Origin of the sequence: Streptomyces dryopteridis, from assembly GCF_049606955.1 — a bacterium.
In the GTDB taxonomy this organism is placed as follows: Bacteria; Actinomycetota; Actinomycetes; order Streptomycetales; family Streptomycetaceae; genus Streptomyces.
On record NZ_CP187114.1, the window covers coordinates 914496 to 938532 of the forward strand.

The 24037-nt window shown below is 77.1% G+C and carries 25 protein-coding genes; 10 read left to right on the plus strand and 15 right to left on the minus strand.

The window, feature by feature from the left end; genetic code table 11:
• Nucleotides 1–82: 82 nt before the first annotated feature.
• The 6 genes from ACN20G_RS30585 to ACN20G_RS30610 all read right to left on the minus strand — a co-directional run bounded on the left by ACN20G_RS30585 (nt 83) and on the right by ACN20G_RS30610 (nt 6376).
• Nucleotides 83–1312 (minus strand): DNA glycosylase AlkZ-like family protein, encoded by a 1230-nt coding sequence (locus tag ACN20G_RS30585; protein ID WP_424216482.1) that lies wholly within the window; start codon nt 1310–1312, stop codon nt 83–85.
• A complete protein-coding gene (locus ACN20G_RS30590; protein ID WP_424216483.1) occupies nt 1309–2829 on the minus strand; it encodes an MFS transporter in 1521 nt (506 codons plus the stop codon). Before ACN20G_RS30590 ends, ACN20G_RS30585 begins: the two co-directional genes overlap by 4 nt.
• Entirely contained in the window at nt 2826–3584 is a 759-nt protein-coding gene (locus tag ACN20G_RS30595; RefSeq protein WP_424216484.1) for a hypothetical protein, read from the minus strand. Before ACN20G_RS30595 ends, ACN20G_RS30590 begins: the two co-directional genes overlap by 4 nt.
• Before the next feature lie 137 nt (nt 3585–3721).
• Nucleotides 3722–4852 (minus strand): YncE family protein, encoded by a 1131-nt coding sequence (locus tag ACN20G_RS30600; protein WP_424216485.1) that lies wholly within the window; start codon nt 4850–4852, stop codon nt 3722–3724.
• Complete coding sequence (locus ACN20G_RS30605) at nt 4849–5619, minus strand: TIGR02466 family protein (protein ID WP_424216486.1); 771 nt, start codon at nt 5617–5619, stop codon at nt 4849–4851. The genes ACN20G_RS30600 and ACN20G_RS30605 overlap by 4 nt, the downstream gene beginning before the upstream one ends.
• 292 nt (nt 5620–5911) lie before the next feature.
• Nucleotides 5912–6376: an ArsR/SmtB family transcription factor gene (locus tag ACN20G_RS30610; RefSeq protein ID WP_424216487.1), complete on the minus strand. Its 465-nt coding sequence runs from the start codon at nt 6374–6376 to the stop codon at nt 5912–5914.
• A 703-nt stretch (nt 6377–7079) separates the two neighbouring features.
• On the opposite strand from ACN20G_RS30610, the gene ACN20G_RS30615 reads away from it, so the two are divergent.
• Both ACN20G_RS30615 and ACN20G_RS30620 read left to right on the plus strand, forming a co-directional pair.
• A complete protein-coding gene (locus tag ACN20G_RS30615) occupies nt 7080–7511 on the plus strand; it encodes a VOC family protein (RefSeq protein WP_424216488.1) in 432 nt (143 codons plus the stop codon).
• A gap of 306 nt (nt 7512–7817) precedes the next feature.
• Nucleotides 7818–8372 carry a hypothetical protein gene (locus ACN20G_RS30620; protein WP_424216489.1) on the plus strand — a complete coding sequence of 185 codons (555 nt, stop codon included), beginning with the start codon at nt 7818–7820 and terminating at the stop codon, nt 8370–8372.
• 198 nt (nt 8373–8570) lie between these two features.
• Here the strand turns inward: ACN20G_RS30620 and ACN20G_RS30625 are convergent, their stop codons facing one another.
• Both ACN20G_RS30625 and ACN20G_RS30630 read right to left on the minus strand, forming a co-directional pair.
• A complete protein-coding gene (locus ACN20G_RS30625; RefSeq protein WP_424216490.1) occupies nt 8571–8939 on the minus strand; it encodes a PRC-barrel domain containing protein in 369 nt (122 codons plus the stop codon).
• Between the two features lie 142 nt (nt 8940–9081).
• A complete protein-coding gene (locus ACN20G_RS30630; protein ID WP_424216491.1) occupies nt 9082–9585 on the minus strand; it encodes a DUF5709 domain-containing protein in 504 nt (167 codons plus the stop codon).
• A gap of 167 nt (nt 9586–9752) precedes the next feature.
• Between ACN20G_RS30630 and ACN20G_RS30635 the strand changes: the two genes are divergently transcribed.
• The 3 genes from ACN20G_RS30635 (at nt 9753) to ACN20G_RS30645 (ending at nt 11492) form a co-directional block, all read left to right on the plus strand.
• Nucleotides 9753–10094 (plus strand): hypothetical protein, encoded by a 342-nt coding sequence (locus ACN20G_RS30635; RefSeq protein ID WP_424216492.1) that lies wholly within the window; start codon nt 9753–9755, stop codon nt 10092–10094.
• Nucleotides 10095–10162: 68 nt separating this feature from the next.
• Entirely contained in the window at nt 10163–10741 is a 579-nt protein-coding gene (locus tag ACN20G_RS30640; RefSeq protein ID WP_424217396.1) for an FABP family protein, read from the plus strand.
• A 223-nt stretch (nt 10742–10964) separates the two neighbouring features.
• Entirely contained in the window at nt 10965–11492 is a 528-nt protein-coding gene (locus ACN20G_RS30645) for a hypothetical protein (protein ID WP_424216493.1), read from the plus strand.
• Here the strand turns inward: ACN20G_RS30645 and ACN20G_RS30650 are convergent.
• Nucleotides 11475–12467, minus strand: coding sequence for a hypothetical protein (locus ACN20G_RS30650; protein WP_424216494.1), 993 nt, complete (start codon nt 12465–12467; stop codon nt 11475–11477). The two genes, ACN20G_RS30645 and ACN20G_RS30650, sit on opposite strands and share 18 nt — an antisense overlap.
• 315 nt (nt 12468–12782) lie before the next feature.
• Here ACN20G_RS30650 and ACN20G_RS30655 point away from each other — a divergent pair, with 315 nt between their 5' ends.
• The 4 genes from ACN20G_RS30655 (at nt 12783) to ACN20G_RS30670 (ending at nt 16247) form a co-directional block, all read left to right on the plus strand.
• On the plus strand, nt 12783–13601 hold the full coding sequence (locus ACN20G_RS30655) for a nucleotidyltransferase domain-containing protein (RefSeq protein WP_424216495.1): 819 nt from the start codon (nt 12783–12785) through the stop codon (nt 13599–13601).
• 81 nt (nt 13602–13682) lie between these two features.
• Nucleotides 13683–14474: a DUF2785 domain-containing protein gene (locus tag ACN20G_RS30660; protein WP_424216496.1), complete on the plus strand. Its 792-nt coding sequence runs from the start codon at nt 13683–13685 to the stop codon at nt 14472–14474.
• Between the two features lie 217 nt (nt 14475–14691).
• A complete protein-coding gene (locus ACN20G_RS30665; protein ID WP_424216497.1) occupies nt 14692–15126 on the plus strand; it encodes an SRPBCC family protein in 435 nt (144 codons plus the stop codon).
• A 311-nt stretch (nt 15127–15437) separates the two neighbouring features.
• A complete protein-coding gene (locus ACN20G_RS30670) occupies nt 15438–16247 on the plus strand; it encodes an LPXTG cell wall anchor domain-containing protein (RefSeq protein WP_424216498.1) in 810 nt (269 codons plus the stop codon).
• 129 nt (nt 16248–16376) lie between these two features.
• Here ACN20G_RS30670 and ACN20G_RS30675 read toward each other — a convergent pair whose 3' ends face one another.
• The 5 genes from ACN20G_RS30675 to ACN20G_RS30695 form a co-directional block, all read right to left on the minus strand.
• Complete coding sequence (locus ACN20G_RS30675; protein WP_424216499.1) at nt 16377–17237, minus strand: AraC family transcriptional regulator; 861 nt, start codon at nt 17235–17237, stop codon at nt 16377–16379.
• Between the two features lie 128 nt (nt 17238–17365).
• Nucleotides 17366–18685: a DUF2201 family putative metallopeptidase gene (locus ACN20G_RS30680; RefSeq protein WP_424216500.1), complete on the minus strand. Its 1320-nt coding sequence runs from the start codon at nt 18683–18685 to the stop codon at nt 17366–17368.
• The gene (locus ACN20G_RS30685; RefSeq protein WP_424216501.1) at nt 18682–19989 is read right to left on the minus strand and encodes an AAA family ATPase; all 1308 of its coding nucleotides are present in this window, start codon (nt 19987–19989) and stop codon (nt 18682–18684) included. Before ACN20G_RS30685 ends, ACN20G_RS30680 begins: the two co-directional genes overlap by 4 nt.
• A 226-nt stretch (nt 19990–20215) precedes the next feature.
• Nucleotides 20216–21637, minus strand: coding sequence for a hypothetical protein (locus ACN20G_RS30690; protein WP_424216502.1), 1422 nt, complete (start codon nt 21635–21637; stop codon nt 20216–20218).
• Nucleotides 21638–21827: 190 nt separating this feature from the next.
• Complete coding sequence (locus ACN20G_RS30695) at nt 21828–22322, minus strand: MarR family transcriptional regulator (protein ID WP_424216503.1); 495 nt, start codon at nt 22320–22322, stop codon at nt 21828–21830.
• Nucleotides 22323–22513: 191 nt separating this feature from the next.
• Between ACN20G_RS30695 and ACN20G_RS30700 the strand changes: the two genes are divergently transcribed.
• Entirely contained in the window at nt 22514–22900 is a 387-nt protein-coding gene (locus tag ACN20G_RS30700) for an SPW repeat protein (protein WP_424216504.1), read from the plus strand.
• Between the two features lie 111 nt (nt 22901–23011).
• On the opposite strand, the gene ACN20G_RS30705 is transcribed toward ACN20G_RS30700, so the two are convergent.
• The gene (locus ACN20G_RS30705; RefSeq protein ID WP_424216505.1) at nt 23012–23872 is read right to left on the minus strand and encodes a formylglycine-generating enzyme family protein; all 861 of its coding nucleotides are present in this window, start codon (nt 23870–23872) and stop codon (nt 23012–23014) included.
• Nucleotides 23873–24037: the final 165 nt, after the last annotated feature.

Consider the following 24037-nt stretch of genomic DNA (forward strand, 5'->3'; position numbering starts at 1 on the left):
ACCCGCCCGGCCCCGACGGTTCGGGGACGGGCGGGCGGGCGGGAGCGGCGGAGGACGGGCGCGTGCGGCGTGCCCGCGCGGGTCAGGCCGAGCGCAGTGCCGCGCGCAGGCGGGTCACCAAGGCCGGGTCCGCCGCGTCCTGCGCGATCTCCACGCGACGCCGGCCCACGTCGGCGGCCATGGACCGGCAGGCCGCCGCGAACGCCGCGTCGACGGTCGCCGCCCGCGCCCCGACCGTGCGTCCCGCGTCCCCCTCGAAGCCCACCCGCAGCACGGTCAGCACGTCGGGCGCGCGCCGCGCGAGGTCGGCGCGGCCGATCAGCCGGTCCCCGAGCAGCAACGGGCAGACGTAGTAGCCGTGTTCGCGGCGCGCGGCCGGCTTGTACGCCTCCAGCAGGTGCGTGAAGCCGAACAGTCGGCGGACCCTGGGCCGGTGCCACAGCAGGGGGTCGAAGGGGCTCAGGAACCGCGCCCCGGCCGGGTCGGCGGCGGGCGGCGGGGTGCGATCGGCCTCGATCAGGGCCCGGGGGTGAGCCCAGCGTTCCCCCGGCTCCCCCGCGACCCGTACCGGCACGAGCGGGGTGTCGGGCAGGGCGGCGCGCGCCCGGTCCCGCGGGATCCGCAGGTGGTCGGCGAGGTCGGCGAGGTCGGCGACGCCCAGGACCCGGCCCGCGTGGGTGAGGAGGGCCGCCAGGCAGACGGCGTCCTCGGGCTCGGGGGCGGCGGCGAGGGCGGCCGGCAGGGCGCGTTCGGGCAGGTCCAGCACCCGGTGCCCGCCCTCGCGCCGCAGGCACACCAACTCGCCGGACCAGACGAGGAGTTCGGCGGCCATCCGGGTCGGCCCGGTGTCCCAGCCGGTGCCGCGCGCCTCGTCGGCCGGTCGCAGCCGGCGCAGCGTGGACGGGCCCGCGTCCCGGACCCGGGCCAGCAGGTCGGCGCGGCGGGCCGGGTCCGGGTACTGCGCGTGGGCGCGGGCGCGGCGCCGACGGAACGCCCACAGCGGCCAGTGGGCGAGCGGCACGAGGCTCAGCGCGTGGGCGGGGCAGTCGAAGGCGAGCGGGGCCTCGGGCGCGTCCAGGGCCCGGGCCACGGCCTCGGTGCCGCTGCCCGGCACCCGGGCTGCGAGGGTGAGGTGGTGGGCGCGGGCCAGGACGGCGATCGCGTCGAGCTGCACGATGCCGAGGTGGGCGAGGGCGGCCCGGACGTCCGGGAACCCGCCCGGGGGCAGGGCCGAGGCCACCGCGATCCGGCGGGCCTCGTCGGGCCCGAGCACGATGCGGGCCGGGGCCGCCGGCGGCGACGGCGGCGTCACGGGCGGGCCCCGCCGGCGGAGGCCGGGGCGCGGACGGCGAGGGTGGCGAGCGCGCCGGCGAGGGCGCAGCCGGACAGCAGGGTCAGGGCGGTGTCCCAACGCTGGGAGTGGACGAGGCTTCCGACGACGGCGGCCATGATGCCATGGGCGAGGTCCGGCGCGGCGCCGATCCAGGTCGTGGCCTCGTGTCGGCCGGCGTCGTCGGCGGTGGCGTCGACGAGGAGGAACGCGTTCACGAACAGGGGGGTGACGGTCAGCCCGGCCAGGAACAGCAGCAGGCCGAGCGCCCACAGGGGCCGGGCGAGCACGAACAGGGCGGTGGGGAGGGCGAACCCGAGGGTGAGGAGCCGGTGCCGGCGCCACGGGTCGGCCCGCCACGGCACCGCCGCGTACACCAGGCCGCCGACGACCCCGCCGACGCTGAGCGCGGCGAGCAGCGGCCCGAGCCAGATCTCGGCGCCCTCGTGCTGCACGCGGGCCGGCACGAGCACGGCGGCGCCGCCGAACACGCAGCCCATGACGAGCAGCGGGGGCAGGATCGCGGGGACGCCGGGGGTCGCGAGCGGGCCGAACAGCCGCTGGGCCAGGGGGCGACGGACGACGGGCGGGCGGGCGGCGGTGGTGGCGGTGGCGACGGCGGTGGTCGGGCGGGCGCCGAGGCCGTGCCGGTGCGCCACCCGCAGGTAGCGGAGGAGGACGAGGAGGAAGACGGCGGCGGCGCACGCGTAGGCGTGCCGGGGCCCCAGCAGCAGCACGAGACCGCCGGCGGCGAGCGGGGCCGACACGAAACCGGCCTCCTCCGCCAGGGAGTCCGCGCTGTGCACGACCTTCGCGGCCTCCGCGTCGGGCGCCAGCCGGCGCCACGAGGCGCGCAGCGCCACGTTGAGGGGCGGCACGGCGAGGGTGGCGGAGACGGCCAGGGGCAGGGTCGTCCACCAGGGCCAGGGCGCGTTCACGCTCACCGCCACGAGCGCGAGGAGCACGGCGCAGGCCGCGCCGAGCCCCGTGAGGGCGCGGCGGGCCCCGAGCCGGTCCAGCAACCGGCCGCGCAGCGGGGCGCACAGCGCGAGCACGAGGGTGTGCCCGCCGGCCACGGTCGCGGCGCGGGCGTAACCGTGGGCGTCGGCGAGGGCGAGGAGCAGGGTGAGGGGCAGGACGGCGGAGGTGGTACGGGCGAGGAACGCGAGCGCGAGCAGCCCCCGGATCGGCGGCCGCGCCAGCACCCCCAGTGCCCCGCGCCGACCGCGTTCGCGCTCCCCCGCCGAGCCGGCCCCCCGGCCGGCACCCCGACGACCACCCGCCCGACGACCACCCGCCCGCCCCGGACCCGCCCCTGCGGGTCGGCGCGGCGCGCCGGGGGCGACCGGGGCAGCCGGGACGACCGGGGCAACCGGCTCGGTGGAGTCGGCCACGGTGGCCGCGTCGGCCCCGTCGGCCCTGTCGACCGAGCCGACCGGGTCGGCGGGGGCGGCCGCGGCGGTGGGTGGGTGGCGGCGCGGGGGCGGGGTGGGGGTCATGGGGTGGGTCCGGTGGTGTGGGCGGGTGCGGGTCCGGGTCGGTCCGTGCCCGCCGGCGCCCGTTCCGGCGGTGCCGTCGGCCCCGGTGCGGTGCGGCCGGCGGCCCGCAGGGTGTCGGCGTGCAGGAGCACGATCCGGGCCACCTCCTGCCCGCGACGCACGGTGACGGGCCGTCGGGGGTGCACGGCGATGCTCGTGCCGCCGCGTTCGGCCATCGCGTGCACCGCCTTCGCGGGGAGCACACCGACGGGCACGTCCAGGCCGTCCGGCGGCCCGTCGGGCGGCGGCATGACGAGGAGGAAGGTGCCGGGCGGTAGGCGGGCCGCCCAGCCCAGGTGCCATTCGACGGTGCCCTGGCCGTTGGGGACGAACATGGCCTCCCAGCCCTCGGCGGTGCGGTGGTCGCCGAGGTGCAGCCAGGGCGCGGGGCCGGTGGCGAGCCAGTCCTCGCCGCGCCGCCACATGGCGTGCCCGCCGAGGCGCCGGCCGACCCGGTGCGGGTCCTCGCCGGGGGGCACGGCGAGGCCCACGTCGTCGAGGGGGGTCATGGTGAGGGTGAGCGGGGAGCGCACGGACCAGCCGAGTTCGCGGCCCAGGACCCAGGGCGGGCAGTCGGCGGGCAGGCGGGGGACGCGCAGGTGCCGGAAGGAGTCCCGGTAGGCGTCGCGTTCGGCGCGGGCCGCGGCGCGGTCCACGCGCGGTTTGTCCGGGGGCAGGACCCAGGGGTGCAGGGGGGTGAACTCGACCTCGACCATGCGGCGCGCGGCTCTTTCGTCTCGTGGCCCGGCGGTGCGGTGGTGATGGGGTGGAGGGACGGAGTGGGGGCGGGGCGGCCTGGGCCGCCCCGCCGGGGGGACTCTCCGACCGCCCGGTGCGGGGGCGGCCGGTCGGGTCAGCCGAGGCTCGCGGCCCGGTCCAGCCGGCGCACGCGCTCCTCCGGGTCGAGGGAGTCGAGGTCGAACATGACCACCGAGCAGGGGCCGAAGCCGACGGTGATCTCCTCGTAGCGGAACTCGCCCTCGTCCCGGTCGAGCGGCGCGGAGGCCAGGTCGACCATGGTCAGGGAGTTGGGGGCGAAGTCGGGGTGGGCGGCCATCATGCCCGCGCGGGCGAAGTTGGTGATGTAGACGGTCTCGTCGGCGGGGTCGACGACGAGGCCGCGCGGGCCGGAGCCGGTGGGGATGTGCCGGGTGACGGCGAGGGTGTCCACGTCGATGACGGCGACGCTGGAGGTGTTCTCGACGGTGACCAGGGCGTGCCGGCCGTCGGGGGTGAAGGCGACGCCGCGACCGCCGGTGGAGCCGACGTCCACCGTGTGGGTGCGGTCGGTGTCGGTGTCGATGACGGTGACGTACGCCGCCTGGGTGTTGGCGACGAAGACCCGGCGACCGCTGGGGTCGATGCCGAGGCTGTAGGGGTGGGCGAGGCGGTCGACGGGGATGCGGGCGATCTCGGTGACGCCCTCGGGCCGGCCCTCGGCGAGCGAGGACACGTCGAACTTGGCGACGTACCCGTCCCCCCACACGCACACGTAGGCGATGGTGCCCGCCTTGTTGACGCCCATGTGGCGGGGGTCGCGGCCGGTGGGGACGGTGTGGACCTCGGTGTTGAGTTCGAGGTCGACGACGGAGAGGGTGTCGGAGCCGGAGTTGGAGACGAGCAGGTAGCGGTCGCCGGGGAGCAGGCCCTGGCCGCGCGGGCCGTGCCCGACCTCGATCCGGCGGACCTCGTCGAGGGCGACGGCGTCGATCTCGGAGATGGTGTTCTGACTGGTGTTGCAGACGAACCCGCGCCCGTCGGCCGTGAACTTCACGCCGCCGCGCGGGGCGTTGCCGACGGGGATCTGGGCGACGGTGCGGTGCTCGCCGGGGCCGGTCTTGGCCACGACGGAGACCACGCCGTCGTCGGTGTCGGTGGAGAAGAACTGGATGTTGCGCATGGACACGCCTTCTTCCTGGTGTTCGTGGGTGTCGTCGGTGTTCACCTGGGCGGGTCCGCGCCGGTCGGCGCGGGGGCGGTTCACCCGCCGAGGGTGTAGTTGAGGTTCCAGGCGACGGAGACGCGGGTGTCGGGGCCGTGGAACTCGGGGACGCGGTGGCGAAGCCAGCCGGGGAAGACGAGGAGCTCTCCGGGGACGCAGGAGAGGCGTACGCGGCTGCTCTCGCCCGCGAGGGTGATGCCCGGGTCGTAGTAGTCCACGGCCGGGCGGGGGTCGAGGAGTTCGAGGTCGCAGCGGTCGGGGGCGGCGACGTAGTAGACGGCGGACAGGGCCGTGTTCGGATGCATGTGGTCCTCGTGCCGGTCCCCGGACCGGTAGAGGGAGGCCCAACTGCGGGTCACACCGACGGAGACGGCGGGCAGCGGCCCCCGGCCGGGGCCGGGCCCGGCGTTCGGGTCCGTGCGCGGGTCGGCGTAGGGGGTGGTGTCCGGGTCGGCCTCGCGGGCCGCGGAACGGGCGTGGGCCTCGGCGAGGTCGGTGCCGGTGAGGGCCTCGGCGAACCGGCGGGAGACGGCGCACACCCACCGGCTCAGCCGGATCGCGTCGGGGCCGCCCCAGGCCGTGAACTCGCCGGTGGTCTCGCGCTTGTAGCCGAACTCCTTGGCCCGTTCGTCGGCGCGCTCCAGCGTGCGGGCGGCGAGGGCGGGGTTGATCTCGGCGGCGAAGGGGCACGTGGCGCGGGCCACGGGGGTGCTGAACAGGTGGGAGACGGTGGCCCGGGTGTCCGGAGCCGGACCGGGAGCGGGGGCGGACGTCGGCGGGTGGGAGCGGGCGGCGGTGGGCGGGTGCATGTGGACGGCGGACCCCGTTCGGCTTCGGCGGCGGCGGCGGCTTCGACGACGGCTGACGCGGCCCCGACGGCGTCGCGACACGGGGCGACACCGCACGGGGCGGTACGGGACGGCGGAGGGGTTGGGGGTGTCCACGACCGGGGGACGAGGCGTCGTCGTGTCCGGCGGACCACCTCAGTCTGGGCGCGGTTTTCCGACCCGCACAAGCTTTTCGACCCTGCTCGAAAAGGGCGCGCGCGGGGGCCGCGCACCCCGCGATCCGTTCATCCGACCGCAGCGGGTGCCCGAGGTCTCACGGCCCGTGGCCACACCCGCCCCGCCCACCGCCACCGCCCCCTTCGCCCCCGCCGCTCGCGGGGCGGGAGGTCGGGGGGAGGGGGCGGGGGGCGCGCGGCGGCGGGGTGTCCCGGGCGGGTCGCTCGGACCGGTCGGGGCGGGAGTGCGCACGGGGTCGCGACGGGGCGTGCGGCTCCCCGTCCGGTCGCGGCGCCGGCGGGGCGGCGGGCAGCCCGTGGGCGAGGAGCAGGTCCCGGCCCAGGGGGCCGAGGCGGTGCCGGACGCTGACGCCGTCGCGTCCGCTCGTGATCAACGACGAACGGCGCAACACCCCGGTGTGGTGCGAGACGGTGGCCGCGCTGACGGACAACCCGGCGACGAGTTCGCCGGTGGTGATGGGTGCGTGCACGGCGATCCGCACGAGGATCCGCGCCCGGGTCACCCCGAGCAGCGCGGCGAGGGCCCGAGGCCGAGCCGCCACCGGCGCGCGACGCGCGGCCGGGACGACGGGAGCCGAGGGCGCGGGGCGGGCCGAGGGGGACGGGAGGGCGGGGGGCGACGGGGGGACGGGGTGGACCGGGGGGACGCGGGACGCGGGGGACGAGGGCATGGGCGGCGCTCTGCTTTCCGGCCCCGAAGGGCTGCCGACAACAACGGGCGGTGCGGGGGGGGTGTGCGGGCGGAGGGACGGCGGAAGGGGCCTGGCAGGGTGAACCGGCGGCGGGAAAGGTGCCGGCGCGGCAGCGCGGGCGGAGGGACGTGACGGCGAGAGGGATGTGACGGCAGGTGGGTGGCGGCTTGGGGCGGGACGGTGGGGGCGTGGGTGCGCCCCCGTGTGACCCGGGTGGGCGCCCCGAACGGTCGGCGGGACCCCGAGCGCCCCCGGACGGAGCCCGTGCCGGTCCGCCGCCGCCCCGGTCCGCACCCCTTCTCCGGGGGCCGGATTCGGCCGGGCCCGGCACGTCCGGTTCGTTCGTGGCCCGTGGGGCCGGGGGCGCCGGCACGCGGGCGGAAACGGTTCCGCCGTCCCTCCGTGATAGCGGGTGCGGCGGTGCGAAGTGGACAGGTTTCGGCCCGAGTGTCCGATTCACGCGGCCGGGTCGGCCGAGAGGGCGCTCTGGCGGGCACCGGCCGTCATCGGGTATAGGCTGCCGCTCCCGTCGTCCGCGCCAGGAGGGCCACCCGTGCCGCCCGAGACCCCCGCCGCCCCCTCCCCCACCCCGGGCACGTTGCACCACGTCGAGATCTGGGTGCCCGACCTGGAGCGCGCCGCGGCGGACTGGGGTTGGCTGCTGGAGGACCTGGGGTACGTGCCGTACCAGCTCTGGGACCGGGGCCGCAGTTGGCGCCTGGGACCCACGTACCTGGTGTTCGAGCAGTCGCCGGCCCTGACCGGCGACCGGCACGACCGGTGCGCCCCGGGGCTGAACCACCTCGCGTTCCACGTGGAGTCGGCGGAACGGGTGGAGCTGTTGACGGCGAAGGCCCGCGAGAACGGCTGGACGCTGCTGTTCCCCGACCGTCACCCGCACGCGGGCGGACCCCACCACCACGCGGCCTACCTGGCCTCCCGCGACGCCTTCGAGATCGAACTGGTCGCCCCACCGGCCCCGTGACGGGGGTTCCGCGCGTGCGACCCGTGCCCCGAGGAGGGGCCCGAGCCCCCGGCGACCCCGTGCGTCCGCACGCCCGACGCCGCCCGGGCCCGCCCCCGCTCCCGCCCGCACCCGCCCCCACCTCGGGTGTTACCTCGTGTCGCGGTCGGGTGAGGGAAAGCCGCACGATGCCCGCCGGATGTCCGTTACGCACCCTTTTGATGGCCTTCACAGTGGGTCCGTAGCGTCATGGGTGTCGAACGGGGCGGCCCGCCGCACGGCGTGGCTCCCGCCCCCCACCCCCCACATCCCCGAAGGACCTCAACCATGCGCAAGCACCTGCGTGCCGCCGTCGTCGCCGCCACCGCCACCGCCGTCGTCGGCATCACCGCCGGCGGGGCCCTCGCCTGCGAGACCCCCGCGCCGACCGGCACCGAGGCCGCCGCGCACGTCACCCCGGCGAAGAAGGCGCACGAGAAGCGGATCTACGTCAAGACCGTCGAGCTGCGCGGCGGCATGACCGCCAAGGTGTACAAGCTGAAGAAGGGCCACCAGGCCGACCTCTTCCTCGGTCGGGTGAAGCTCGGCACCATCACCGCCGTCCACGAGAACGCGTACACGATCAACGACGGCACCAAGGTCAAGCTGACCCCCGCCGGGCAGATCACCTCCTGGCAGCACCGCGCCGTCGTCCCGCCGCAGAAGCCCGGCAAGCCCTGCTGGAAGCACAAGCACGACCACCGCGTGAAGCCCGGCGAGCGCAACGACCCGAACCGCAAGCCGCAGATCTGCCCGCCCGGCCCGGTCGCCAAGCCCGAGATCTGCCCGCCCGGCCCGGTGGACCGGACCCCGGACGCGGCCGTCCTCCCCGCCGACGCCTGACCCCTTCCGGCCACCCGCGCACGCGCACCGGCCCCGTACGGCACCGCCGTCCGGGGCCGGCCGCGTCACGTCACCTCGGTGCGCGGGCGCACGCGAACGGGCCCGCGCCCCGGGGAAGGGGGCACGGGCCCGCCGACGGACCGGCGCACGGCGCGGGTCATACGCATCCCGCCACGCACCGCTCGCGCCGCGCGCGGCTCAGATGTGGGGGCCGCCGAAGGGCCCGCCGATGCCGTAGTACAGCCCGATCTCCTCGCGCTGCTGGCGTTCCGCGAGGTGCTTGTCCCGGTGGAACTCGGGCGCGTCCTTGATCTGCTGCTTCGTGCGGTCCACGCGCACGCGGCGTTCGTCGACGTCGATGGCGACGACCGTGCCGGCCGGCAGCAGGACCTCCTTGCCGAAGATCCACACGCCGGTGTCGACGACGAGCCAGGCGTCGTCCACCTCGTCGGAGTGCTTGTCGATCTTGCCGATGTCGCCGTCCGTCGCCTCGACCTTGAACCCGGTGAGGTCCAGGGACGCGACGCGCTCGACGCCCGGTCGGTAACGCCACACGTTCTCGCTCACTGTTCGGTCCTCTCGGCAGGGGGGCGCCGGACCTCGTGTCCCGGTGCCCCGTCGGTGGCCGCCGCCCGCGTTCGGACGGCGACGCTCCGTACGACGGCGCGCCTGCCCCGCGCTCCCGACCCCAAACGACGGGGTCCCGGACTCACCCGCCGATGTCCGGGTCGTCCGTGTCCCGGCCGTCCGCCTCCGGGTCGTCCACGACGTGCATCGCGGCCTCCTCGGCGGCGGCCGATCCGTCGTCGGGTCCCACGTCGTGCGCCCGCAGGCCGAGGGAGGTGCCGTCGTCGAACAGGGTCAACCGGCCGGCGCGGGCCCCGCCGGCGAGCGGGTCCACGGGTTCCCCGTCTCCCCCCACCAGGTCACCGATGCCGTCGCCGGTGTCCGCGTCGGGGTCCGTCGGGTCGGGTTCGGGCAGTTCGCGGGCGAGGCGGGCGTCGAGGCCCTCGCCCCGGCGGCCCTCCTCGGCGGTGGTGCCGAAGCCCCTGGCCGCGAGCGGGCGCTCGGGCGGGGAGTAGCCGGACAGGGTCACGTCGCCCCCGCTCCCGTCCTCGGCCAGGGCGTTCTCCCCGTCGGGTTCGAGGTCGCCGGGTTCGAGGTCGCCGACCTGGTCCGGCGGGTCCTCGTCGCTCGGGGTGGGTGGGGTCACGGCGTCCTCCCTGGGCCGGTGGGACGGTCGGGGGCGGCGGTGTCCCCCGTCCGGTCGTGGACGCGCCTGCCCGCCCGAAAACCGCGCATGCCGGCGGACGCCCGTTCGGTACGGTACGGCTCGGCGCCGCCGGTGGGGCGGCGCCGTGCCGGGGAGGGGAACGGGACGTGCGCGGACGCAGGATCGTGGTGGGGCTGTACGGGGACGAGGCGGACCTGGCGTGGGCCCGTGAGCTGGTCACGGCGCGGGCCCGCGCGAGCGCCCGGCGCGCGCCGGTCCGGGCCGTGCTCCGCCCCGACACCGGCGGCCACCACGAGGAACTGGCGGAGCAGTGGGGCCACGAACGTCCCGGCGTCGATCCGGGTCCGCGCCGGACCGTCGAGCTGACCGTCCGCGTGGCCTGTTCCCGACGTTCCTGGCTTCGGCTGCGGCGCGAGCTGCCCGCGCTGCTGTGCCCGGCGGGCGCGGGGCCGCACGTGTGCCGGACGCCCTGGTCCCTGGGGTGGTGAGCCCCCGTCAACCACCGGCGGACGCCGCGTTAGGCTGCGGGCCAGATCCCGACGAAGGCACGGTGACCATGTTCGACGCCCCGCAGCACCCCCCGCAGGACCAGCCGTACGCGCAGACCCACACGGTGGGCGAGGGCCCCGAGCCGCACCCGCAGGTGCTGCCCGTGCTCGACCTGATCGGACGCTGGCACGGCTGGGGCCGGGGCGAGTACCCGACGCTCGCGGACGGGTTCCGGTACGCGCAGGAGGTCTCGTTCGCGCACGACGGCCGACCCTTCCTCGCCTACGAGGCGCGGGCCTGGCTCGTGGACGCCGAGGGCACGCCGATCCGCCCGGCCGGCCGGGAGACGGGCTGGTGGCGGGTGCTGCCGGACACCTCGCTGGAGGTGGTCCTCGCGCATCCGACGGGCATCGTGGAGACGTACCTCGGCACCGTGACGCCCCTGGACGGGGGCGGGATCGAGGTGCTGATCGAGACGGACGCGGTGACGACGACCCCGCGCGCCAAGGAGGTCACGGCGACCCGCCGGCGCTACGTGCTGCGCGAGGGGGAACTGACCGTGGACCACGCGATGGCCGCCGTCGGCCAACCCCTGACCCACCACCTGGCCGCCCGCCTCACCCGGCACGCCCCCCGAACGGCCTGAGGCCCTCGCCCGTCCGGCCGGGGCCCGGGGCGGGCGGGGTCGGCCGGATCGGCGATGTGGCGGGCCCCGGGTCCGGTCGAGACTGGGAGCGGCCCGCCGCGCGCGTCCTCCCGGGACGTGCCGCGCCGGCGCGCACCCTCCTGCGCTCGCGCACGGGTGACGTGCCACGGCGTGCGCCGACCGACCCCGACGTGCGCTCCGGCGCCGCCCGCAGGAGCCCGCCGTGCGCCGTCCGCGTTCCCGTTCGCGTTCCCTTCCGCGTTCTCTTCCGCGCCACCTGTCGCTGCCCGCCCTCGCGGTGGGCGCGGCCCTGGTCCTGGGCGCCGTGACCCCCGCGCTCTCGCACGACGCCGACCCGACGGACCCCGTGCTCCACAACCGGCTCGCCGGCTACGCCGACGGCCGCTCCGCCAAGGCCGCCGTCTTCCCGACCGCACCGGCCTGGGTGCCGGACGCGGCGACCCGGGTGCGCGTGCTCGCGCGGGAGGAGGGACCGGCCGTCCTGCTCCGCTTCGACCTGCCCGCCCACGCGACCCTGCCGACGGCGTGCTCCGTCGTGACCCCGACCGGCGCCTCCGCCCCCGACCCGACCCGGACACCGACGCCGGCCGGGCCCGCGATCGGGGCGGGGGCGGCCGCGTGGTGGCCGGTGGAGATGGCCGAGCACACGAGCCACGAGTGCGGGGGCTGGCGGGTCACCGTCAAGGGCCGCACCCACTACGCCTGGCATCCGTCACCCTCCGCCCCCTGAACCGGCCGGCGCGGGCCGGCGCAGGGTGATCACGCCGAGGTTGTCCCGCTGGTCGGCGTCCACGTCGCCGGGGTCGGCCGGGGCCACGAGCACGGGGGCGGTGAGGGTGCCGGTCGGCGCCCCGGGCAGGGTTTCGAGGGCGAGCCGCAACCGCCCCCGGCCGTCGGCGGCGGTACGGGGCAGGACGCAGTCGACGATCCGGGGCACGGCCGGGTCCGGATCGTCGAGGACGAGGCCGCAGCCGGCCGGCAGGGGACCCCGCCAACGCGTCAGGAACGGCGCGACGGCGACCACGCGGACGGAGCGGGCGGGCCGGGGGCCCCGGTTCCCGTGCTCCAGGACCACCTCCGTCGCCGCCTCCGTGCCCGCCGCCTCCGTATCGGGGACGAGGAACAGGTCCACCGGCTCGCCGGGCGGCGCCTCGGGCACCGGGCCGACCAGCGTCAGCTCCGTCGACACCCAGTTGTCCTCGGGGGCGGTCTCCCGGTCCGGGGAACCGGGCGCGGGCATCGCGTCGAGGAGTCCCCCGACCCCGCCGGTCAGCCGGGCCCGCGTCGTGACGGCCAAGGGCACGACGAAGCTCGTCCGCGCGCCCTCGGCGAGCCCGGCCGGGATCCGGCAGGTCACGACCTCGGGAACGACGGGGTCCAGGTCGACGTGCCGCACCTCGCAGCCCTCGGGAAGGGCCGGCCCGAACCGGTCCACGTGGGTGTAGGCGGGGGTGACGTAGGTGAGGAGCACGGGCCCCCGCGTGCCCGCGCCCCGGTTGCGGACGCCGACGGTGTGCGCGACCGAGGTTCCGGGGGCGGCGGTCACGGCGGCGGCGTCGACCACGAGGTCGGGCCCCGCCGCCGCCCGTCCCGCCGCCTCCGGGGCCGGCAGCGCCAGGCCGAGGCCGGCGGCGAGCAGCATAACGGGCAGGACGCGCGGGACGAACGCGGGACGGGGCGGTCGGGGGCGACGGGCGGGGGGCACGGGGGCTCCTACGGCGGTCACGGGCACGGCGCGGGGGCGCGTACGGGTACGGGGTGGGGGCACGGGGTGCGGCCGGTGCCGAGGGCCGGCGCGGTGGGCCGACGGTGGCACAGCCGGCACCCGGCGGCCCGACGGCGGGCGCGGCCTCGGCCGGGGGAACACCCGCACGGAGCATCCCGGCCGGGCCCGCCCCCGCCCCCGTTGCGGCACCCGGCCCAACGCCCCCCGTCCCGCCCCGTCCCCCGGCGCGGGGGTGGGCGCGGGGGTGGGAAAACCGGGTGCGGGCGGGGAGCGGGGTCGCGCAGCATGGGCGGCATGAACGTGGCACGGATGGCGGAACGGCTGGTCGAGGTGGACGGGGTCGTGGGGGTGTGTCTGGGCGGGAGCCGGGCACGGGGCGCGCACGACCCGGGCTCGGATCACGACCTGGGCCTGTACTACCGGGGGCCGTTGGACACCGGGGCCCTGCGCGCCCTGGCCGTCGAGGCGACCGGCGACGAGGCGGTGGAGGTGACCGAGCCGGGCGGTTGGGGCCCGTGGGTGGACGGGGGCGCCTGGTTGGAGGTGGAGGGCGCTCGCGTCGACTGGATCTACCGGGACGTGGAGCGGGTGCGGCGGATCGGCGAGGACTGTCGGGCGGGCCGGTTCGAGATCGGGACCCAGCCGGGCCATCCGCTGGGCGTGTACTCCACGTCCTACGTCGGCGAACTGGTGCGGGGCCGGCTCCTGGCCGACACCGACGGGGAACTCGGCGCGCTGCGCGAGGAGTTGGGCGAGTTCCCCGAGGCGCTGCGCGCGGCGCTGGTCGAGAACGCGCGCTGGGAGGCCCCGTTCGTCCTGGGCGGCGCGCGCAAGGGGGCGCGGCGCGGCGACTCGTTCCACGTCGCGGGCTGCGTCTTCCGCGCGGTGGGGCTCCTCGTCCACGCCCTGCACGCGCACGCGGGCACGTGGATGCTCAACGAGAAGGGGGCCGTGCGGGAGGCCGGGGAGTTGCCGGGGGCGCCGGAGCGTTTCGCCGAGCGGGCCCACGGGCTGTTCGCGGCCCTGCCCCCCGACCCGCTCGCCCTGACCGCGGCCCTCGACACCGCCGACGCCCTCACCACCGAGGTCCTCGCGTCCCTCGCCCACGACTGACGACGCCCGGGCGGCCCCGCCACCGTGTGCGGGCGCGCAATTCGCCGGCGCCCGGGACGTGACGAACCTACTGTTTCGGCCATGATCGATTGGAGTGCGGTCGAGGCCGCCGATTGCCCCGTACCCGCCGGACACACCGCGAACGCCCTGACCCGCGAGCTCTCCCTCGCCCTGGCGGATTCCGATCCGCTGGTCCGGGACGGCGCCCCCCACACCGTCCTGGCGACCTGGATAGAGCGCGGGGTCATCGACGCCCCGCGCCGGCTGGAGCTGGGCGACGAGATGGCCGCCCGGTTCCGGCACCCGCGGACCGAGGCCCGCGCCTTCGCGCCCCTCGTCCTGGACATGCTGGTGAACGCGGGCGACTTCGAGCCCGACTGGGTGGACGCCTTCGTCCGCTGGTATCCGGCGGAGCGGGATCTGCGCGGCCACGACGAGACCCTCGGGTGGCTGCACGCCGTCGCCCACGGGGCGGACCTCCTCGCCTCCTTCGGCCTGCACCCCGAGGTGGATCCGACGCGGATGCTCGATCTGGGCGCGGCCCGCCTGATCGCGCCCACCGATCACGTGTACGCGCAGTTGGAGGACGACCGTCTCGCCCGTTCCCTCGCGCGGGTCCTCACCCGTCCCGACCTGAGCGCGGCCGACTCCGTCGGCTGGCTCGATCCGATCGGCGAACGCTTCGGCGCCGACCGGATCGGCGTCCCGGTCCCCGCACAGGTCAGCAACTGCCTGCGGACCCTGCGGCTGCTCCACATCCTCGCGGACCGGGGGGTGCGGCCCCACAGCGGACTGCCGCCGGAGCCCCTCCGGCACGGCGCCGAGGTCAAGGCGGCCGTGGCCGGGGTCCTCGACCGGATCGTGCGGCGCTGACGGTCGGGCATGTGGAGTGCGGCTTCCGGTTGCTCGGCCATGAGCTGAATCCGGCCGACAGAAGGGGATGAATTCGGCCGACGCCCGGAGGGGTGGCCACCCGGACGTGGTTGACTCCCGGTTCCCGAACCCGGCGGTGCCCCGTGTGCGAGCCCGCGTCCCTTCGGTCACCCTCACCCCGCCGCCCCTTGGCGGCCGACACCACCGGAGCGGAACCATGCGCGCCATCGCCACCGAGATCCTCCTGCCCGCCTCCCCCGAGGAGGTGTGGGAGGTCCTGGTCGACCTCGACTCCTACGCGGAGTGGAACCCGTTCATCCGCGAGGCGTCCGGGACCGTCGCCGTCGGCGAACGGCTCCGTCTGCGGATGTTCCCGGAGAACGGCCGGCCCACGTCGTTCACGCCGAAGGTGCTCGTGGCCGAGCCGGGCGTGGAACTGCGCTGGGTCGGGAACCTGATCGTGCCGGGCGTCTTCGACGGCACGCACCACTTCCGTCTGCACGCCACCGGCGACGGCGGGACGCGGCTGGAGCACGGCGAGGAGTTCCGGGGCCTGCTCGTGCCCTTCGTCGGCGGGCTGCTCGACGGGACCCGGCGCAACTTCGAGGCGATGAACCAGGCGCTGGCCCTGCGGGTGCCGGCCGGAAACTGACGGATCGAGCCCCGCGCGGCGCCTCACACACCTCGGGGCGGAACGCCGGAGGGGCGCACGGCCCGGGCGGCCGGGACCTTCGGCGGGGCCTGATTCCACCGCGACGCCGGCGGTGACGCGGGTCACGGGAATCCCGCTCAACCCTCCCGCAGTCGGGACCATGGGCCCGGCTGCCGGGGTCGTTCGGCGCGCGGTGCACAGGGGCGTCGATGGAAAGGTGAGAGAAACATGAGAAAACGAGCCGGGCAGGCCACGACGTGACAGTAGGGACCTGCGCCGGCCCACCTCGCTCAGAGAGGCACGTCCAGCATATGGCCAAGCACGCCCGCACCCGTACCCGTTCCCTCGCGAAGGTCGCCGTCGTCGGCGCCGGCGCCTCGCTGTTCCTGGTCACCCCCGCCCACGCGGCGCAGGCGGCCGAGCCGCAGGCCGCCGAGGCGTCGATCATGGACGGGATCTGGGAGCCGGACACCGACGAGTCGAACATGAAGAAGTTCGACGAGCAGCGCAAGCAGTACGAGGAGAAGGCGAAGCAGGAGAAGGCCGAGCGCGACCTTCCCTCGCGTCCGGCCGTCGACACGAAGTCCGAGAAGCCCGAGATCGTCACCCCGGGCCCGGCCATCGGCGACCTCCTGCCGCCGCCGGTCACCGAGAAGCCGAAGCCCGAGATCGTCACTCCGGGCCCGGCCATCGGCGACCTTCTCCCGCCGCCGGTCACCGAGAAGCCGAAGCCCGAGATCGTTCCCCCGGGCCCGGGCATCGACGACCTCCTGCCGCCGCCGGTCACCGACAAGCCCAAGCCCGAGATCGTCCCCCCGGGCCCGGCCATCGGTGAGAAGCCCGAGAAGCCGCAGATCCTTCCCCCGGCCCCGGACGACAAGGACTGCAACGAGGTCAAGCCGGTGACCCCGGTCACCCAGGACAAGGCCAAGGACAAGGCCAAGGACAAGGGCACCGTCACCGGCAACGTCGTGACCCCCAAGGGTGGCGTCGCCGCCGGCGTCGAGCTGGCGAACACGGGCACCGAGACCGCCCTGTACGGTGCGGGCGCGGCCGGTCTGGCGCTGCTCGGTGGCGCCGGTCTGGCGCTGAACGCGCGCCGTCGTCGCCTCCAGGGCTGACGCGTCCCCGGCGGGCAACGCCCCCCATCCCATCCGTCGGCCCCCTCGGGTCCGGCGGGTGGCCGGTGTCGGCCGGGACGATACGGAAGAGGGTCCCTTCGGGGGCCCTCTTCCCGTTTCCGGGGACGCTCAGGCGGGCCGGTCCGCGCGGATCCGGCGGACGTACGCGCCGGGGGTGCGGCCGAAGTGCCGGCGGAAGGCGAGGATGAAGCCGTTGGCGCTGGCGAAGCCCACCCGGCCGGCGACCACCCCGACCAACTGCCCCCGGTCGAGCAGCGGCAGGGCCTGGTTGAGGCGCAGGCGGGTGCGCCATTCGGAGAAGGCCATGCCGGTCTCGGCACGGAACGCGCGCCGCAGGCTGGTGGGGCTGGTGTACAGCTCGGCGGCCCATTCGGTGACGGTGCGCGGGTCGCCGGGGCGCCGGGTGAGGGCGCGGGCGACGGCGGCGGCGGCCGGGGTGCGGGGGTGGGGCAGGGGGAGGCTGTCGGGGTGGGCGCCGGAGAGGGCGGCGAACACGTCCGGGTCGTCGCTCTCGGCGTGGCAGGAACGCATCCGGCCGAGGAGCAGGGCGCGTTGGGCCTCGGTGACGGTCACGGGGACGGGGTCGTGGCCGGGCAGCGCGAAGCGGTCCGCGGCGAAGGACTCCGTGCGGACCAGGGCGTGCGGGGCGAACCGGGTGCCGTGCACGACGCCCGCCGGGATCCACAGGGCGGTGGTGGGGTCGAGCTCGTGGGTGGCGGTGGGGCAGTGGACGGTGACCCGCCCGAGGACCACGTACAGGAACCGGTGGGCGGCGTGGGCGTGCGGGGGGTGACCGGCGTCCGCGACGGGTGCACCCCCGGCCGGGGCGGGGGTCACGGTGGGCAGCGCGGCGGGGGTCGCGGCGGGGGCCTCCGGCGCGCGGACGGGGAGCGGGCCGGTCGGGCGGCGGGCCGCGAGGGGGCGGGGCAGGCCGCCGGTCCGGATCCGGGGTGCGGTGGTGACGGTCATGCGCGGGACCCTCCCGTGGTCGTGGCGGGGCTGGTCCGGCCCCGTGGGCACGGTGCGGGGCACTGCGAACCCCCCACCGAAACATTGGTAAGGCTAACCTAACTTTCCCCGAATCGCCCCGGCCCGCATCACCGCGACAGGACCACGACCCGCGCCCACCCCGGCGGTTCACGCCGCCGCCACGCCCACACCTCCTCGTCGTCCCCGTCCCCGCCCCCCTCTTCGACGCCCTCGTCCCGGACGGGCCGCGGGAACAGGCCGACGACCGTCCGGCACGAGGGGCGCGAGGCCGGCCACGGCGTCTGCCCGTCGGTGAGCACCACCACCACGTCCGGCCGGGGCCCGGACCGCAGCGCCGCCGCGAACCCCGCGCGCAGGTCCGTCCCCCCGCCGCCCACCAACACGAGCCCCTCGTCCGCGCACAGCTCCCGCACCCGGTGGACCGCCGCGTCGCACGAGAGCACCCGCAGCCGATCCCGTCGGCCGCCCAGGGCCCGGCCGATCTCGGCGATCTCCCGCAGTGCCGTGCCGAGTTCGCGGTCGCTCACCGAACCCGAGGTGTCCACGATCACCGCGACCCGGGGCAGTCGGCGGCGCGGGCTCGGCAGCACGGCGCCCGGCACCGCCGCCGAGCGGCGCGCGGGCCGCGCGTACGTGTGGTGGGCGCCGGCCCCGGAGCCCCCGACCGCCGCGCGGACCGCGTCCCCGAGCAGCCGCGCCCACGGCTGCGGCGGTTGCAGGGCCTCCTCGGCCCACCGGCGCCAGCCGCGCGGGGCGCTGCCGGGTCGCCCGGTGATCCCGCGCGCCACCCGGAACCGGACGGCGTCCCGCTCGTGCGGGGCCAGCCCGTCGGCGCCCTCCGGCCCCAGGTCCCACGGGCGCCCGGCCCCGTCGGCGCCGCTGCCACAGTCCAGCCAGACCAGGCCGGCCGTACGGGGCCCGAGCCGGAACTCCCGCAGGTACTCCTCCATCAACAGGCCCACGCCCATCCCGAGGTCGGCCGGCACGACCGCACCCGCCGGCCGGGCCAGGCCCTCGCCGTACGCGTCGTCGTTGATCTCGCAGTCCGCGGCGATGTTGACCCGCAGCCGCTCGCCCCGGTCGGCGAAGGCGACGGGTCCCTCGGCCGCCAGGTAACGGTCCCCGCGCGCGTGGTGCTCGCGCAGCAGGTGCGACACCTCGTGCACCCACACCCCCGCCAACTCCTCGATCGGGGTGCGGGCCACGAAGCGCGGCGAGACGTAACAGCGCCAGTACGGGTCCACGCCCATGGTGGGGATCCGCGCGTCCGGGACCACGTGCAGGGCGAACAGCGCGGCCGCGAGGTAGGGGCGCCGCTCGACGGCGAGCAGCCGGGCCGCGTACAACTTCCCCTCGTCCAGGGCCGGCTCGGCCCCCGATGGGGCGGCCGGGGACACCGGCGGGAGCGGTGTGGGCACGGGCCTCATCGGGCGCCCGCCCCGCCGCCGCCGATGCCCGCGCCCGCCCCGGCCGTGACGCGCAGCCCGGCCCGGTCGGCCCGGCGGGACAGGTCGAGCAGTCCGGCGAACCGGTCCAGGACCGCAGGCAGCACCCAGTCCTCCCGCCGCAGCGAGGCCAGGGTCCGCGCGGGCGCGAGCAGCAGGTCCGGCGGCCCGGTCTCCAACGCGTGCGCCAACACCGCCCATGCCGCCTCCCACCGTTCCCGCTCCGGTCGCGGCCCGATCGCCGCGACCACCGCCTCCAGCCCCGCCTGCCGCAGGTCCCCGCGCGTGGGCAGCGCGACCCCGGTCGGGTCCGCGAGCAGGGCCTCCGGATCGGGCAGGTCCAACCGGTCCAGGTGCGCGAGGAGTTCGAGCCCGGCCCCGTCGCCCACCGTGCCCCGCACCACCAGCGAGAGCACCTCGCGCGAGGATCCGGCGGCGTGCGCGAACGCCACGAGGGTCAGGGCCGCGTCCCAACTGCGCGGCGAGGGCCACGCACCGCCGCGACGGGCCTCGTCCGAGGGCAGCCGGTGCACCAAGGCCGGCCGGGCCGCGAGCAGACCGCACACCGCGCGTCGGGCGGCGGCCACGGCCTCCGGCAGCCGGTCGGGGCGCAGCGCGGGCAGGGTCGCGCGCGGCCAGGTCCCGCCGAGGCCGCGCACCACCACCCGCGCGTCGTGCACCCACGCCAGGTGCACGAAGCGGTTGGCGAGGGGCGCGCTCAGCTCCCAGCCGTCGGCGGCGGAGGCGCGCGGGTTGGCGGCCGCGACGATCCGCACCCCCGGCGGCAGGGTCAGGGCCCCCACCCGCCGCTCCAGCACCACCCGCAGCAGGGCGGCCTGCACGGAGGGCGGGGCGGTGGACAACTCGTCGAGGAACAGCAGCCCGCGGCCCTCCCGCACCAGCCGCACGGCCCAGTCGGGCGGGGCCATGGGCACCCCGTTGACGGCCGGGTCCTCGCCGAGGACGGGCAGGCCGGAGAAGTCGGTGGGTTCGTGCACGCTCGCGATGACGGTGGTCAGCGGCAGGTCGAGGGAGTCCGCGAGCCGGGTCAGGGCGGCCGTCTTGCCGATGCCCGGTTCGCCGAGCAGGAGCACGGGCAGATCGGCCGCGACGGCCAGGGCGAGGGCCTCCAGTTGCACGTCGGGGCCCGGTTCGACGGTGGTGTCGCGGAGCAGAGCGAGCAGTTCGCCGGCGGTGTCGAGCGCGGCGGTGGGCGGGACGACGGGACGGGTGTCGTCGGTGGTGACGGCAGGGGTGGTGGGGGCGGCGGGCGGGGTCATGGGCATCACCTCGGGGTGTCGGTGCGAACGGGGAACGGGGAACGGGGAACGGGAAGGGGAACGGGGCGGGGCGGGGCGGGGCGGGGGAAGCGGGTCCTGGGGTCGGGGCCCGGGCCGGTGGGGCGCGCGGGAGCCCGCCCGGGGTCGCGCATGCCCGGCCGCACGGCGCCGGCGGGCGGCGGGCACGGGCGGCGGGCCGCGGAACGGGGACGGGAGGGTGCGCGGGGGCGGGTCAGGCGAGGGCGTGGGATCTGCGGCGGGCCGCGCGGGCGGACGGGCTGCCGGGGCGGGGCGCCGGCGGTGGTCCGGTGCGGTCGAGTCCGGCCCGGTACAGCCCGTGCCGCAACCGGTCGTCGACGGCCCCGCGCAGCGCCTCCCGCAGGGGTCCGTCGGCGAGCGCGGCGGCGGGTCCGAGCAGCCCCTCGACCACGTCGAGCGCGCCCGTCACGTCCCCGTGCCGCAGGCGTTCGCGCACGTCGGGGAGGCGTTCGGGGCTGCGGTGGACCTCGGCGACCATCCGCAGGCACGGCAGCGGGGGGCCGGTCAGGTCGGCGAGCAGGCGTTCGCGGCGCAGTTCCTCGGGATCGTGGTCGAGTGGGGTCAACACCCCGTCCACCAGGCCGAGTCGGTGGCGGGCGCCCCGACAGTCGACCGTGCGCGCGGCCGTCACCGGGTCATCGGCCCGACGCCGCCCGCCGCCCGGGTCGCCCGGGTCGCCCGGTGGGGCGAGGGCGGCGGCCACGAGCGGGTGCAGGCGGTCCGGGGCGATCAGCCCGGACCTCAGCAGGACCAGGTCGGGGAGGGTGCGAACGGCCGCCTCGGGCAGCACGGGCACGCCCGGCGGCGGTGTTTCGCGCGGTCCCAGGAGTCGGGCGCGCGGCGCCTCGCCCGGTGTCCCGGGCGGGTGCAGGAGCAGGCGGCGGCCCGTGCCGGCGCGCACGAGGACGGGCCCCGGCGCCGGTCGGCCCGCGTCCCGGGACAGGAGGGCGGCCTCGTCGGCCCACCGGTCGACGGCGAGCCACGGATCGGGCGGGCCGAGCGTCGGGCCGGGTACGGATCGTCGGTCCGGGGGCGTGTCGACGCCGGTGCGGGAGCGCAGTTCGGGGGCGCGGTCGGCGTCCCACAGGTGTCGGTGCAGGTCGAGCCGGAACCGGGCGTCGGGGTGGGCGCGGGCCTCGTCGGTCCCGTCGGTGTCCGGCGCCGGTCCGGTCGGGTCCCACAGGGCCAGGGTGAGGCGTTGGGGTCCGGCGGCGCGGGCGGGGGCGGTGCGGGCCGTGAGCCAGAGGGTGCGGCCGGGCCCGTCGGCGCCTCCCGTGGCGCCGTCGACCCGGTACCGGGCCAGGGCGAGGGTGAGTCCGGGGCGCAGCAGGCCGTGCGGGGCGGAGCGGGGGAAGTGCCAGCGGAGCAGGTCGGGGGCGATGGCCCGCAGGTCGGCGCGGACCGCGTCGGCGAGGGCGCGGCCCCGGGTGCGGGCGAGTCGGCGCGGGGCCAGGGCGGGGTGGGGGTCGACACCGGCGGCGGCGCAGGCGCCGGCCCAGTCGCCGACGCGGCGGCGGGCCTCGGCGGTGTCGATCATGCGGGGCGGCACGGCGTACGTGCGCACGCGCAGCCACAGGGAGAGTCGGGGGTCCTCGTCCGGGAGGGGAGCGGCCATCAGCGCTCACCTTGCTGGGACGCGGCCTCCGATCGTGCGAGGCGGAAGGTGATCATGGCCGGGAGCGTAGCGGCACGCTCCCGGCGCGGGCAACCCGTTTTCGCGGACCGCCTCCGCGGCGACCGCCCTTCCGACGAACGACCCTCCGCCGACCACCCTTCCGCCGACCGGCACTTGCCGGTCGCGTGCGTCACCGTCCGCCGGTGCCCTCCACGTTGGCGATCATCCGGCGCAACACCCTCAGGGCCACGGCGTACTCGGCGTCGTCGATCCCGTCGTGGACGACGGCGCGGGCCTCGGTGACCAGGGCGCGCAGCCGGATCCGGGCGGCCTCGCCGGGCGGGGTGAGGTCGAGCCGGCCGGTGGCGTCGGCGGTGAGCCAGGTCCGGCGCAGCAGTCGGTCGACGGTGCGGCCGATCTCGTGCGGGTCCTCGGTGAGTTCGGTGAGGGAGGTGACGACCTCGGCGCGGGTGGGGCGGTCGCCGGCGGCGTGGACGCGGTTGAGGACCCAGTACTCGGGTTGGGCCACGTCGAGGCGGGCCATGGCGTCGCGCAGGTGCCGGGTGACGAGATGGTGGGTGCGGCCGGCCCAGTAGCCCACGGGCTGGGAGGCCAGGGCCGTGTCGGGGGCGGCGGGGTCGGCGGGGGCCTGGTCGGTGCCGGCCCGGTCGGTGGACGATGTCATGATCACGACCGTACCCGGGTCCGAAAAATCGCATGCGGGCATCTCTACACATAAAGGGCGGGTAAGAGCACACTGGAACCACGAATCCCGTACGCCGTTCCCCAAGGGACGAGGACGAGAAGGAGGCGAGTCGCATGGCCGACGTCTCTCACCGCCCGGGCGACCTCGCAGGTCACCCTGACGCATCGGAGATGCGGGAACGTTACGCCCGGTTGACGGAGACCCGGGGCGTGGCCGCCGTGGAGGAGTTGGTGATCCTCGCCGGCGTCTGGGCCGCGATCTCGGGATGGACGGTGCACTTCGCGGCCACCCGGCCCGAACTCGCGCTGTCCAACCTGGTCGTCGGCATCGCCCTGGCGGTGCTGGGCCTGTGCATGTCCATGGCCCCCGAGCGGTCCCGGGACCTCAACCTCGTGGTCCTGGCCCTGGGTGCCTGGCTGGTGATCTCGCCGTGGGTGGTGGCCCGTTCCGCCGGGACCGGCGCCATCCTCAGCAACGTGATCACCGGTGCCTGCGTCTGCCTGTTCGCGCTGACGGCGAGCGGGATGCTGATGAGCAAGCGCCGCACGACCGGCTGACCCGGCGGCCCGCCCCGCCGCGGGACCCCGTCCGCACCCTCCCTTCTCGGGGCCGGGTGCGGGCGGGGTGCGGACGGGGTGCGGACGGGCCGCGTCGGCGACCACGCCACGTCACAGGTCGGCGGCGCAGCGGAAGCCCGTGTGACCGGTGGTGCTGTCCGGGGTGTTGCCGGTGCGGGCGGCGTTGCGGTAGCGGTTGCAGTACGAGGCGTGGCACAGGTACGAGCCCCCGCGCAGGGCCCGCCGCTCCCCCGCGTCCCCGGGCCGGAACAGGTCGGCCGTCCACTCCCACACGTTGCCGACGACATTGTGCAGCCCGAAGCCGTTCGGTTCGTACGCGTCCACCGCGACCGTGCCCAGGTGCCCGTCCTCCGCCGTGTTGACCAGCGGGAACTCCCCCTGCCAGATGTTGCAGCGCGGCCGTCCGGCCGGCGCGAGCTCCTCCCCCCAGGGGTACCGGGCCCCGTCGAGGCCGCCGCGCGCCGCGTACTCCCACTCCGCCTCCGTCGGCAGCCGCTTGCCCGCCCACCGCGCGTAGGCCCGCGCGTCCTCCCACCCCACGTGCACCACGGGGTGCTCGGGCCGGGCCCGTGAGCCGGGGCCCTCCGGGGCCCGCCAGCTCGCGCCCGTCACCGCCCGCCACCACGGCACCCCGGGCGGGGCGGGCGAGGCGCGCACGAGGTCCGGCGCGATCTGCCCGGCGAACACGTACGACCAGCCCGCCCGCTCGGCGACCGTGACGTGACCGGTGTGCAGGACGAAACGGGCGAAGCGCTCGACGGAGACGGCGTGCGCGTCGATCCGGAACGGGGCCACGCGCACCTTCCGGACCGGGCCCTCCGCGTCGAGCGGATTGGCGTCGGCGTCCTCGCCGCCCATCCGGAACACCCCGCCGGGCAGCCGCACCACGGGCCCCGCCAGAACCTCCCCGCCGGCCTCCCCCACGGCCGGCGCGCCCGGGCGACCGCGCACGGGAACGGGGAGCGGCGACAGCGCACGCGGGCCCGCGCCCGGCCCGCCGACCGGCACGGACCCGCCCCCGGCCCCGGGCGACGAGCCGGCGGGGGCGGCGGGGGCGCAGCAGGTCGGTGCCCCGGGCCCGCCGGCCGGTCGCGGCCGCGGCGGGGAGGACGGTGA